The 13,655-nt window shown below is 39.4% G+C and carries 10 protein-coding genes and 1 pseudogene; 6 read left to right on the top strand and 5 right to left on the bottom strand.

Annotated features, from left to right (window positions below; translation table 11 throughout):
* On the bottom strand, window positions 1-4,806 hold a 4,806-nt coding region (locus OQX62_RS24975; RefSeq protein ID WP_322973807.1), incomplete at its 3' end, for a PKD-like domain-containing protein.
* A gap of 890 nt (window positions 4,807-5,696) precedes the next feature.
* Here OQX62_RS24975 and OQX62_RS24970 point away from each other — a divergent pair.
* Complete coding sequence (locus OQX62_RS24970) at window positions 5,697-5,882, top strand: hypothetical protein (protein ID WP_131596513.1); 186 nt, start codon at window positions 5,697-5,699, stop codon at window positions 5,880-5,882.
* A 78-nt stretch (window positions 5,883-5,960) separates the two neighbouring features.
* On the opposite strand, the gene OQX62_RS24965 is transcribed toward OQX62_RS24970, so the two are convergent.
* Window positions 5,961-6,443 (bottom strand): YMGG-like glycine zipper-containing protein, encoded by a 483-nt coding sequence (locus tag OQX62_RS24965; protein ID WP_265834403.1) that lies wholly within the window; start codon window positions 6,441-6,443, stop codon window positions 5,961-5,963.
* A gap of 130 nt (window positions 6,444-6,573) precedes the next feature.
* On the opposite strand from OQX62_RS24965, the gene OQX62_RS24960 reads away from it, so the two are divergent.
* Window positions 6,574-6,825: a hypothetical protein gene (locus tag OQX62_RS24960; RefSeq protein ID WP_265834402.1), complete on the top strand. Its 252-nt coding sequence runs from the start codon at window positions 6,574-6,576 to the stop codon at window positions 6,823-6,825.
* 2 nt (window positions 6,826-6,827) lie between these two features.
* Here OQX62_RS24960 and OQX62_RS24955 read toward each other — a convergent pair whose 3' ends face one another.
* The gene (locus OQX62_RS24955; protein WP_265834401.1) at window positions 6,828-7,046 is read right to left on the bottom strand and encodes a hypothetical protein; all 219 of its coding nucleotides are present in this window, start codon (window positions 7,044-7,046) and stop codon (window positions 6,828-6,830) included.
* Between the two features lie 212 nt (window positions 7,047-7,258).
* Between OQX62_RS24955 and OQX62_RS24950 the strand changes: the two genes are divergently transcribed.
* The 3 genes from OQX62_RS24950 to OQX62_RS24940 all read left to right on the top strand — a co-directional run bounded on the left by OQX62_RS24950 (window position 7,259) and on the right by OQX62_RS24940 (window position 9,894).
* A complete protein-coding gene (locus OQX62_RS24950; RefSeq protein WP_037438206.1) occupies window positions 7,259-7,465 on the top strand; it encodes a cold-shock protein in 207 nt (68 codons plus the stop codon).
* Between the two features lie 57 nt (window positions 7,466-7,522).
* Entirely contained in the window at window positions 7,523-8,377 is an 855-nt protein-coding gene (locus OQX62_RS24945) for an SDR family oxidoreductase (RefSeq protein WP_265834400.1), read from the top strand.
* 131 nt (window positions 8,378-8,508) lie between these two features.
* Window positions 8,509-9,894 (top strand): MBL fold metallo-hydrolase, encoded by a 1,386-nt coding sequence (locus OQX62_RS24940; protein ID WP_265834399.1) that lies wholly within the window; start codon window positions 8,509-8,511, stop codon window positions 9,892-9,894.
* A gap of 13 nt (window positions 9,895-9,907) precedes the next feature.
* Here OQX62_RS24940 and OQX62_RS24935 read toward each other — a convergent pair whose 3' ends face one another.
* Entirely contained in the window at window positions 9,908-10,324 is a 417-nt protein-coding gene (locus OQX62_RS24935; RefSeq protein WP_265834398.1) for a response regulator, read from the bottom strand.
* Window positions 10,325-10,332: 8 nt separating this feature from the next.
* Window positions 10,333-12,546 carry an ATP-binding protein gene (locus OQX62_RS24930; RefSeq protein ID WP_265834397.1) on the bottom strand — a complete coding sequence of 738 codons (2,214 nt, stop codon included), beginning with the start codon at window positions 12,544-12,546 and terminating at the stop codon, window positions 10,333-10,335.
* A gap of 416 nt (window positions 12,547-12,962) precedes the next feature.
* Between OQX62_RS24930 and OQX62_RS24925 the strand changes: the two are divergent.
* Window positions 12,963-13,655 (top strand): annotated as a pseudogene (locus OQX62_RS24925) (OmpA family protein); the annotation flags it as partial.

Raw genomic sequence — 13,655 nt, 5'->3', positions numbered from 1 at the left:
GCCCGGGCAACCTGTCGCTGTAGGAATAACGGTAATTGTTGCAACAATTGGTGTATTGGTCAGGTTAATTGCATTAAAGCCAGCAATATTTCCTGTGCCTGATCCTACAATACCGATACCTGGTTTATCATTTGTCCAGCTGAATGTGGTACCTGCGACTTCTTTACCTACAATCTCCGTGAAAATAACCGGCGAAGTCGCCACCTCATTACAAACTTCAAAAGAAGCGGGAACCGCTACCGTTGGCGTTGGGTTCACCGTGATCGTAAATGTTTTCGCTTCACCCGGGCAACCTGTTGCTGTTGGAATAACGGTAATCGTGGCGATAATTGGTGCATTGGTCAGGTTGATCGCTTTAAAGCCAGCAATATTTCCGGTGCCTGATCCCGCAAGACCAATTCCGGGCTTGTCGTTCGTCCAGTTGAAGGTGGTACCTGTGACTTCTTTTCCCGCAACTTGTACAAAGGTAACCGACGTAGTCGTCGCGTCATTGCACACTTCAAAAGAAGAAGGCGCTGTTACCGTTGGCGTTGGATTAACTGTGATCGTAAAGGTTTTCGCTTCACCCGGACATGATGTAGCTGTTGGAATAACTGTAATCGTTGCTATAATAGGTTCATTGGTCAGGTTAACTGCTTTAAAGTCCGCAATATTTCCGGTACCTGATTCCGCCAGGCCAATGCCAGGCTTGTCATTTGTCCAGCTAAAAGTTGTTCCACTGACTTCTTTACCCGCAACCTGAGTAAAAATTACAGGTGTAGTCGTTCCATCATTACATATCTCAAAAGAAGCAGGTGGCACCACAGTTGGTATAGGATTAACCGTGATGGTAAATGTTTCCGGCGCACCGGGACAACCGGTAGCTATCGGAGTAACTGTAATTGTCGCTATAATAGGTGTGTTGCTTGTATTGACTGCTTTAAATCCTGCAATTCCACTTCCTGCACCTGCATTCAAACCAATTTCAGGATGATCAATAGTCCAGCTGAAAGTTGTTCCACTCACCTCTTTACCTACTACCTGTGAAAAAATAATGCTTGCAGTTGTCACATCATTACACACTTCAAAAGAAGCAGGTTCTTCCACCGTAGGCGTAGGATTCACCGTAATCTCAAAAAATTCTTCTTTACCAGGACAGCCATTAGCAGAAGGCGTAACTGTAATTCTTGCTACAATAGGCAATTTGGTTGTATTTACTGCCGTAAATGCTACAATTTCACTTCCAGCACCTGCGGTCAGACCAATTTCCGGATGATCTATAATCCAGCTATATGTCGTACCAGATACAGGTCCATTAAATAAAACCGGATCTGTCGTTGAACCGTTACATTTTACCTGATCAATCGGCTTAGTTAGTTTCGCTGTAGGATTTACTGTAATCGTAAATGTCTCACTACCCGCCACACAGCCTGTTCCTGAAACTGGCGTAACTGTAATAGTGGCCGTAACCGGAGAGTTGGAGATATTAACTGCTTTGAAGCTGCCGATATTTCCAATTCCGGAATCAGCCAGACCAATTGATCTGTTATTATTTACCCAATTATATGTCGTTCCCGCAACATTACTTGAAAATTCAACCACATCAGTATTTTTGTCGTTGCATAAAGTTTGACTACCAGGTTTATTCACCGTTGCCAATGCTTTAGATGTTATGGTACCACTTGCAGTAGCACTGTAACACCCACCTGTAGTCGTAATTGTATAAGGAAAATCACCTACATCATTAGGATTACCTTTAATACTTATTATTCCACCAGAAATATCACTATATACACCCCTTGGTAATGGAGTTATCGTATAGCTCACCGCGTCTGATATCGTATATTTTATTTCATTAATACCTGTATTTACGCACACAGACGGGTTTGCATTTCCAGACGTTAATACAATTGACGCATCGGGGCTAACGGTTATTTTCCCACTTAAGCTAGCTATCGTACAGCCCCCGGTAGTAGAAACTGTATATGAGTATTCACCGGCAACTGCTGCGCTGCCATTGATGGTAAATACTTTGGTTGCTGAATTAAAACTGCTAGTAAATGTAGATGGAAGTCCGGATACTGTTACCCCTGTCGCATTCGTTACAGCATAAGTAATTTCGGTAATATTGGTATTCCTGCAAACCACTTGAGAAATGGTAGACCCATCAGAAGTTAAAATTATTGTAGGGTCTGGAATTAGTGTAATGTCAGTAGACGCTGAACTCGCAGAGCATCCCGAACCATTTGTAAAAACTACCTTGTAACTGCCCGCTTCAGTCACGATATATTTTGCGTCTGTTGCTCCAGTGATTAATACATCATTTTTATACCATTGGTTTCCCGTAGCAGATGAGGAAGTCAGCACTACACTCGAACCGGCACAAAATGAAGTGGCTGAAGCTGAAAAAGTGGGTGCAGCAGGTAATGGATTTTCAGAAATAATTAATGTATTTGAAGGATCACTTTGACATCCTTTTTCACTTACCGCGATTACAGAATAGTTCCCTGGCTCAGTTACATTATATGTGCGTTGATTATAAGGTAGCCCGCCTACTAATATTGGGTCGCCATCTTTATACCACTTATAAGTATAAGCTAAAGAAGATGTAATTATAACACTTCCATTCTGACAATAGCTATTGGAAGGCGATGTTAATACAGGATCTGCAGGACGTGGGTTAACCACAATTTCTTTAGGATCTGAAAAGGTGCTACAGCCAAATTCATTTGTATATAGTACAGTATAACTTCCCGCATCAATCACCGTATATGACTTTTTATCTGCTCCCGGGATTAAAATTCCATTCTTATACCATTGATTATTTTCAACTGCCGAAGAACTTATACTTAATGCTGTTCCTTCACAAAATTCTCTTGATCCAGCTGTAATAGTTGGTTTTGTAGCCGGTGGCCTAACTGTAATCGTACTATTTTCAGCCTGCGCTACGCTGCAACTTGTAGAGCTTGCATCAGAAATACTGGTAATTTTATAAACAAAATCACCCGAAACTACTGCCGACTGGTAGACATTTACGGTATTACTCCCAGTCGCCGAAGTTACAGTTTGAGGAGTTCCGTTATTGATGGTGTAAGTGAAGGTATAAGGAGCCGTACCCTTTGATCCTGTAAAAGTCAGCGCCACATCAGGACTACCCGGACAAACAGGTGCGGCAGTAGAAATTGCAGCAGTTGGTAGAGGATTAACTACAAGTCGTGCTGGAGCAGAATAAGCAGGGCAAGTTACACCTTGAGCATTTGATGTTAACAATACTCTATAATACCATCCATCCTGTCCGATAACGACGTTGTTTACCGAGAGAGTTGCTGTCTGTGCAGTTGAATTGCCGGAAATATTAGTCCAGGTTTTAGTCGGATTTTCAGGCGCTTTCCCATCTGATGAAAATTGCCATTGATATCTGAGTTGTCCTGAACCGCCATCACCTTCCACAGATGTACTGAATGAACCATTTTCACAAACGGGATTGATAACCGGCTGTTTTGTAACCTTCGGTAAGACAGTATTAACCGTTACAGTGGCAGTAGTTGACTTTGCACCATATACATCTAAAAAATTATAGCTGATCGAAGTGGTAGAATTAAATGCAGGATCAGGTTTGAATTCAAGCAGCATTGTCGCCTGATTAAAAAAGAAAGTTCCAATACCAGGCTGAACTATTGTTTGTTCATAAATACCATCAGTGTTTGGATCTAAGTCGACCTTTTCTTTATTAGCTTTACCACCTGCGTTCTTTAAATCATCATTCGCAAAGATATCTTTTGAAGTTGTTACTGTATAGTCCTGACAGATGTTAACTATATCGTTATTTGCTACTGGAGTTGCTAATTTTGTGGGATCAACTGTAATTTCCAGCCCGCGTATTTCATGATAATTAGTAGCACCACCAGTTGAAGAAGCAATTCCGTACTTTAAACCCGCCGCCGGAACTGCAGTTGCATAAGGTTCATTCACTATTAAAGGGGTAACAATATTGCCATGTTTTATACTCACATTAATAACCAAACCTCCACCCACTCTTGGCTCCAGATTGATAATGACCCTCCGGTATTCAGGATCCCCTGCAACGGCACCTCTTTTCCCTCCGGCAATCTTAAATGCGTTTGTACCGGTGTTGGTAGGAGCCGACGTAAGATATTTATAATTGTTTGGGTCAGTATTATATCCATTCCCAGCCCCTCTCAGTACAACTCGATCAGGACTAAGCTTCGCTTTTAATAAGCCAGAATTACGTCCCTCATCTTCTGAGGAAAAATTACCATATTCGTCCAGACCTATACCGAGATAGCCTTTAGAAACCCCATTCAATTTTGTATTTCCATTATTTATTAGCTTCTGGGCATACCCTAGTGAGCCACCGAATGCCCCGATGGTAAAATTAGGTACTGAAGCATCAAATAGAAAAAAGGATATACCATCCGCACCACTACCTCCGCGTGTAAAATAATCAAACTCAATATGCAATCCGTAAGTACCTGGGAACACTGCATTTGAATAGATATAACCTGTCTGATCACCAAGATTGTTGGTTAGTCTTAAATATCCCTCACCATCAATATCGTTAGTCTTTGCTGTATCCAGAGATTTCCCGGCAGTAAGCAAAGCGGTAGGTGTTCCACCAAAAATTACTCCCGGAGCCTCAAGCCCACGAAAAGATTCATTATAGGGAAACTGCGCAAAAGAGAAAAAGGGAAATAAAAATAAAAGAAAAAATACCACCAAAGAAACCGCATGGTACCTGAGTCCTGCAACGCATTCTTTAAACAGGCTAAACCATAAAAACGATTTATCTAGTGTCGGTATCTTCATATAGAGCGCTTACAAGTAATTCAGGAGACTTTCTCCTTAGTTAACAGTATATATTCCCTCCACAAAATACCAACATTTTATTATTCCTCCGAATTATTGGGATAAAAATTATCAACAATAAATCCCGTGCCAATTATGAATAATCAGGAATGTACCCTACACTATTTAAATCAACATATAGATCATATTCTGCATTTAGTATACAACTAAAACGAATATATTAAATTAATAATCATAGTAAAATACGGTGAAAAAGATAATATACTACTCATACCAATGTAATAAACCGTGTACCAAATACACCTTTAGGGTATTTTATTCCCCAATATATCAACTAATATAAACATAAATCCGGCTATATAAAAAATGGACAGAAAAATGGGCCGCTCATAATAAGCTTAAAAGAAAAACAACAGCTATAAAACATATATATATCTTATCAGAATTAACACAGATGCTTATCAAAAATTAAATATGTAACTTAAGATGATGAGCAAATCATGATCTTTGAAGGAGGGTATAATTACAACCTAGCAAGTCACGGGAATAATTTAATGGAATACAAGACAGGCCTCTATCTCTTTCACTACATTTCCCCCGATATATAAACCAGGGACTAACAATACAAAATCACAGCCTGCAGCTTATAAATCCAATTATTTTTCGTATATTTGCATTATAACGGAATATCAACACACTATTCTCTTAATACTTACTTGCTAATCAGTCAATTGATTAGATTCAATTTCTCCTGGCTCCCCTACCGTTGTTGCCCGGGATTAAAGTTTTACTCAGGCTGGATCTATCCGAAACACAATATTGTTTGGGAACGCCTTAAGAAACAAGTAATCAGCAGAGAACAGTTATTTTTTAACTAAATAAAGAAATTTATGGCTAAGTCTCAGGCTACCTTCATGAAGAAGCAACTCGAAAAAAACAGACAGAAGAAAAAAGAAGATAAAGAACAACGTAAACAAGAACGTCAGCAGAACTCCACTGGTGGAGATTTAGACAGCATGATGGCTTGGGTTAACGAGTTCGGTGAAATCGTCAATACACCACCTGAAAAGAAATAACACATAAAAAAATCCCTGGTTCATATGAACCAGGGATTTTTTTATGTTTAAGCTGATTTACAATCAGCTATTATATCATTAGTTTTTAGGCTGAACTCTACCAGATTTTCTATCCTGTCCACGGCCAATCAAGTATCCGGCACCAGCACCTGCTACACCACCGATAATTGCACCTCTACCTTTCTTTTTGTCAATAAGCGCGCCGCCTAATCCACCAGCACCTGCACCAATCACTGTACCTAATGCTGCGCTACTCCAACCTTTTTTCTTGGTCGTAGTGGTCGTAGTGGTACTTGATGAAGAACTGCTTGGTGATGCCATTCTTGCTGCCGGAGCATTTTCTGCAGCTCTGGCTTCAGACAGCATCAAAATTCTTTTTTCTTCCTGAATTTTAGCTGCCTGCTCTTTTTGAGCAACTTCAACTCTTCTGAAGCTATCTAATCTCAAACTATCTTGTACTTGTTTAACGGCAGCAACTCTGATCGCCTCTTCTTTTTCTGCGTTTCTGCATGAAGTAAATGCAACGGCAGCAAATGCGAATAATACAAATATCTTTTTCATCGTGTGTTTATTTTATGTTAGAGAATTAATATATACACAGACATTAGAAAAAATGATGCCAAAACCTAATTCATATTATTAAAAACAATTGTGCCGGCTACCCTATTATATATGTATAACAATATATCTTATGGAAAATCAAGAAACAGAAAACACAAAGAATATGGAGCATAATACACCCAAACCATCAGAAAACCCTCAAATAGATATAGAAACGGTTACGCCGGATACAGAAAAAGATACACCTGACACGGATATACCTCCTCATAAACTAACGGAAAAAGAAAAGGACGAACATACCGACGCCGAAAGTGAGGATCAGCAAAAAACCGATAATTCGTCTGTTACACCAGACAATACTATAGAAACTGTAGCCCCTTAAGGCTATTTATCCATTAACGGAGAGCTTCCCCGCTCTTCGTTACTATCACTATCATCATCCTCTCCATCAGGATTATGTGAAATCATATCATTATCATTATTCAGATAACCATATTTACCGTCATTTGATGAATGATCTGCATCAAGACCCAGATTATCATCTTCGTCAAAATGGTTATTTTTATTGCTTTCCTGTCCTGGATTGTTTGCTACGCTCATCATGTTGTTTTTTGATTTAACCTCTGTTGTTAGTATATCATTGCCATGACTGGAAACCTTGTATCGCCTCTTATGACAAATCGTAAACTGGTAATTCAACAAGTTTAAACGCGCAAAGTTTGTACATATTTATTTATAACAGCAAGAATAACCACTATGGTTTTGGATATTAGTATTCTATTCATTATTTTCACATCGAAATTTATAATAATAATATGCGTACAACAGGAAAAGTTAAATGGTTTAATTCTGCAAAAGGGTTTGGTTTTATAACTCCAGAAGATGGAGGAAAAGATATTTTCGTACATTTTTCTGCGATTGCAGGTGACTCATTCAGAGAATTGAATGAAGGTGACAACGTAGAATTTGAATTGAATGATGGCAAAAAAGGCCCTGAGGCTTCTAATGTAACTGTTCTTTAATACAAAGACTCAACTAAGAATTAAAAAGGGGAATGCTTTAGCATTACCCCTTTTTTTATGGAACATAATGAGGATCCCAAATTTAAGGTGATGGACAATCAGGAAGAAAATAAACGAATAAGTGTGCTGGGCTGTGGATGGTACGGACTGGAACTCGCAAAAAAATTGATAGAAAAAGACTATACGGTCAGCGGTTCCTCCACTTCAACAGATAAATTGACCTTACTAAAACAATTTAATATCAACCCTTTTTTGGTAAATTTTGAAAAAGAGCTGGAAACCTATGATCCGGATTTTTTCAGCTGTGATGTATTGCTGATTTGTATCCCGCCAAAAAGAAGTACGGGAGAACAAGATAGCTTTAGTGGTAAAATTAAACGGATAGCTGCAACAGCTGATCAATATGGGGTACAACAGGTGATCTTCATCAGTTCAACATCGGTATATGGCGACCATAATGGTGAGGTAACGGAAGAAACAGCCACCTCTCCGGATACCGAATCCGGCAAAGCAATAGCTAATGCCGAAAGCCTGTTGACGAATTACAAAGGATTCACCACTACTGTAATTCGTTTTGGCGGACTTATTGGTCCGGGGAGGGATCCGGGCCGTTTTTTTGCAGGGAAAACAGAAATACCAAATGGACAGGCACCAGTGAACCTCATTCATTTAACAGATTGCATAGGTATCACCTTAAGCATCCTTGAAAATAAAGCTTTTGGCTATATATACAATGCATGTGCACCATCCCACCCCAGCAGGCAGGACTTTTATACCCGCGCGAGTATAGCCTCGGGATTGGCAAAACCAGATTTTGTGGATGAGCTGCTCGGCTGGAAGAGAATTACCAGTATAAATACAGACAGACTGCTGAACTACCATTTCGTACATAATTTTTATAGTACTGAATAACAGGATCATCTCTATAAACCGGATACTATATCTTAAATTAGTGAAACAAATATTATTTAAAGTGATATCTTGGTATTTGACGGAGTTGATGGGTCAAACCAGACCATTAACTCCTAAAACAACATAAATAGATGAAATTAACCATTTGGGGAGCAGCGAAACAGGTAACGGGAAGTATGCACTTGCTTCAGCTTGAGCATTATAATATATTAATCGACTGCGGGCTGGATTATGAAAAGGAAACTTTTCAGGAAGAAAATCAGTACTTCCCATTTGAACCATCCGATATTGATGTTGTTATTCTTACACACGCACACATCGACCATTCAGGAAATCTTCCTACATTGGTAAGGCTCGGTTTCAAAGGACAGATTTTATGTACCCCGCCTACTGCCGATCTTACAGAACTGCTGCTGATGGATTCCGTTAATATCTTTATCAGTAAACAAAATAAACGCGGCAAAGGTAAACGGGCGCATTCCGGTCCTAAACCGCTCTACCTGCATAAACATGTGATGGATACTGTTGACCGTTTCGTAACCATCTCTTTCGAAAAAGACTTCAGTCTGAGGGATAACGTGTCCATCCGTTTTATCCCTGTGGGACACCTTCTAGGCGCCGCAGCGGTAATTTTAACGGTTCAGGAAAAGGGAGAAGAGAAAAAAATAGCCTTTACTGGTGATATCGGTCGCAAGAATTACCCCGTACTGGTAGATCCGCAGAAAATACCTGCAGTAGATTATCTGGTTACAGAATCTACTTATGGCGGCAGACTCCATAGTAAGGATAGCACCATCCAGGAGAAACTGGTAGAAACCATTAATGAAACCTGTATTAAATTCCCGGGACGATTGATTATTCCCGCCTTCAGTATCGGCAGGACACAGGCATTGGTCTATTCACTAAATAAAATTTTCAGCCAGGGTCTCTTACCTCCTGTAAAGATTTTTGTAGATAGTCCTCTGGCCAGTTATGCCACAGATGTCTACCGAAAACACCATCACCTGCTCAATGAACAATCTCAGGATTTTTACCGCAGCAAAGGGGATGAATTTGAATTTGAAGAACTCTCTTATGTGCAGGACAAAAGGGAAAGTTTGTCGATTTCTAACTACCATGAACCTTGTATCATCATTTCATCCGCGGGTATGCTTGAAGGTGGCCGCATTCAGGATCACCTGTATCATAATATACAAAACTATTATTGCACGATTTTATTTATTGGATATTGCGCTAAGGGAACGCTTGGAAACCGGCTGTTAAGGGGAGATCCTATTGTACGTTTAAGACATCGCGATCTGATGGTCTTTGCTACCATTAAACAAACAGATTTACTCAGCGGCCATGGTGATCATGACGATCTGATGAATAATATCATTCATCAGGATCCGCTCAAACTAAAACGGGTATTTCTAGTGCATGGAGAAACCAGGAGTCTGGAGGGATTAGCCAGCTCAATCGCTGAGGCTGGCTTCAATGTAACTATTCCGGAAAAAGGAGAAGTGTTCGAATTATAACGGAACTCCTTCCTTAATTTATACTTCTATTCTGATTAAACCAGAAATCATAAAGTGATTGCATACAAACAATCAGATTATTATATCCGTTCGGTTTAGTCATAAATGCATTTGCACCAATTTCTAATGATGACTTCACATCTTTAGGATCATCAGAAGTTGAAAACAGGATAACAGGAACATATTTGAAGAAAGGAATTTCTTTGATGCGCTTCAAAACATCCAGGCCTGAAATCCCCGGTAAATTTAAATCGAGTAATATCAGTTTTGGACGATGTTTTTCCTCTGCAAAGCGTTGTAAATGCGCAATTGCGGTATTACCATCCTCCACAATACCTACCGTCAAATCCTCTTTAACCTCCTTCACCGCATATTGCATGATAAATGCAAAATCCGGATCATCCTCTACGTAAAATATATCGGGTGACATTACCATAATTATTTTTTAAATGCTATGTAAAAAACTGTGCCAACTTTCAACTCACTCTCAAACCAAATCCTGGCCTTATGCTTTTCAACAATACGCTTTACGATGGCCAGTCCCACGCCTGTGCCTTCATATTCCTTCACATTATCCATCCTCTTGAACAACTCATACACCTTATCATGGTGATCCACCTCTATCCCGATACCATTATCCGACACCTTATAGATCACTTCATCTCCTGCAATTTTTCCTTCAATCATAACTTCAGGATTTACTGAAGCAGCACTATATTTTACAGCATTGCCGATCAGATTAGTAAACACCTGAGTAATCAACGGCTGGGCTCCCATGATAGTTGGCAACTCTCCCAGTTTCACATTTACATGGGCGGCATTCAAAGAAGAGATCACTTCCCTGCTGATCTCTTCTATCAGATGTCCCATATCTATAGGTTCAAAATCTACCTCAGCCCTACCTACTCTGGCCAGTTTTAATATTTCATTGATCAGAAAAGCCATTTTATCTGCACCGGCGACTACCCTTCCCAACATTTTTTTACCCTGTTCATCAAGGGATTTATTGGTCGCGATAACGAGTTCAGTATAACTTTTTATAGAGGTTAGCGGCGTCCGCAGGTCATGAGAAATGGTATAACTAAAGGTATCCAGTTCTTCATAGGCTTTTTTCAGACGTTCATTTAATAACCTGATCTCTCCGGCCTTCTTGTTAATTGCAGTGATTATTTTCTCTCGGATTTTTATCACATTTGCAATTTCAGCCTTTCTCCATTTTACAGAAGTATTTTCCACCATTTCAGCAAAGGTTTCGAAAGAATGGCGTGGCGATAAGTTCAATAAACCATCCTCACCTTTAACAGCAGGTTTATTTGGATCTCCGGCCCAGTTAATGGTAGTGATCTGCTCTGGTTTAAACCAAACAATCATTTCTTCCATATCTCTGGAGATAATACTGGCAACAATTCCACTGCCAACAGCTTTATATTCCCTGGCCGCATGATAAACCTCTGGCAAACTATGGGTATAATATATCGTATCATCCATAGTTTTTTTCAGCCATTTAAATAAAGCCCGAAGCTGCTCCTCACCGGGAACAATTCCTTTAGTTGAAATCTGGCCCTCAAATAAAACAGCTACACCAGTAGAACTGATAATATCGTTAAGTGTATATTCCTGTGCAGTCAAGGTATTCAGCATATCACCGTCTTTATTCAATCCCAACGTTAGCGCATGAAGAGCTTCCTGATAATTATTCTGCTGGCTTGACTCCTCTTCCTCTTCTCTATACTCTAATGCGGATGACACAATTTTACCAATCAGCTTTGCTGCCTCCCTGGCCTTGTAATCTATAAACTTAGGGCTGTAATTGTGACAGGCGACTAAACCCCATAACTCTCCATGAGAAAGCAGGGAAATACTGAAACTGGATTCAACACCCATATTTTTCAGGTATTGTATATGTATAGGGGAGACGGCTCTTAAAACAGAATTTGTCAGGTCTAAGGGTTTTTCCTCATTCAGGGTTAAAATTGGAGAACTTAGTGAATTTACATCAGCAATGATCCGTGTAAAATTCAACTTGTATAACTCTCTTGCCTGCTTCGGAATATCAGACGCCGGGTAATGCAAACCATAAAAGGACTCAAGATCATCATTCTTTACCTCAGCGATCACCTCACCATGCCCGTCTTCAAGGAATTTATAAATCATTACCCTGTCATAGTGAATAATATCTCTCACCTCCCTTGCTGTATTTTCCAACAGGGCGTTCACATTTTTTCCGGAAAGAATCGCAGATACCGATTTGCCTATCTGATTCTGAATATCATACTCCATGGTGATGGGTTCAAACTCTAATATATATTCAGCACCGGATAAGGATATAATCAAATAATAATGTTTACCGTTAATTTGCAGAGGATATGGATTAATGGTTTCGAAGCTCTGTTGTGCTCCCCCTAATTTAAGTAAAGCTGCAAGCTGAAGATTTGAACTCCCGAATTCTTCCAGTTTTTCAAATTCCGCAACAGGTAGTCCGAGCAGACTTTTAACGTGGGAGGATAGAAAACCACTTAAATTCTCACTGATATAGGTAATCAAAAAGGACTCACTGTTTACGACTAACATAAAACCGTGAGATTGTATCTTTCCAGGAATGTGGATAGGCTCCCTGTCGCAGTTAGTTAAGTCTACATTATTTATATTCATAGGTATATAGTGCAAAGGTCATTGCAATGCAAAACTATCAGATTTTCTAAATTCTACGCACAATCTTCCGAACTATTTATAATCAGGAATGACGCTCACAACAATGAAGAATAAAAATCAGCTTTTATATCACTAGAAAAGAAGGTTATAATTAACCCTAATTTAACTTGAAATGCACATTTGTATGGTAAACTATACAGTGATTTGAACATTTAAAGGCAAAAGTCAGTAACCTGTAGACAGTATAAAAATTAATTAAAACACTCATTACCAATACATTTAACTTTTTTGTTACATAAATCCTGCTTTGGCAGGATTATTACATATAGCTAGACAATCAGTGGAGAACTGATATTTAATATCTAATAACAATTAAGATGAACTCAAAAATTACAAAATCGGCTTTGATATTATCCATGGTAGGATTATCAACCTCTCTATTCGCTCAGGACATGAACTCGGACACGACGAAACGTTTTGATAAAAAAGATTTCCGCACGTGGTCAATCGGACTTAACGGCGGTATGTTAACACATTATACTCCCTTCAATAGCAGAACTAACGGCGATTTCCGCACACCACAGGAAAGCTGGGGTTACGGAGGTTACATTAAGAAACAAGTGTCACCAGGTTTTGGTATCCAGGCTGATTTCTTAGCTGGTAAAGTAAAAGGTTTCAGATCTAACGATGCAGCTTTAACACCAGCTCAACAAGATGCGAGTGGGTTCGAAACACGTATCGATTGGTCAGCAGCTGTAAGTGCAAACTTTACACTAGCTAACTTAAGCTTAAACCAGAAACGTAACTTCATCTCTCCTTATTTAACAGCAGGTGCTGGTTATATGTCATCTAGTGCAAACGTTTCTACTCCAGCAGGAACAACAATCACTAACGGCGGAAGCACTGGTTACAACGAAAACTGGTTTATCCCGGTTGGAGCAGGTTTCAAATTAGGTGTATCTAAAGGTGTTAACATTGACTTAGGTTACACAGTTAACTTCATGAAAACTAATAACTTTGATGGTGTTGCTTCTGCAGCTAATGATAAATTTACATATGCTCACGCTGGTGTAGAGATTGCATTAGGTAAAAAAGGAACTTCTCAATTA

It is taken from the genome of Pedobacter sp. MR2016-24 (assembly GCF_026239655.1).
Lineage (GTDB): Bacteria > Bacteroidota > Bacteroidia > Sphingobacteriales > Sphingobacteriaceae > Pedobacter.
This window is presented reverse-complemented; position numbering and strand designations above follow the sequence as displayed.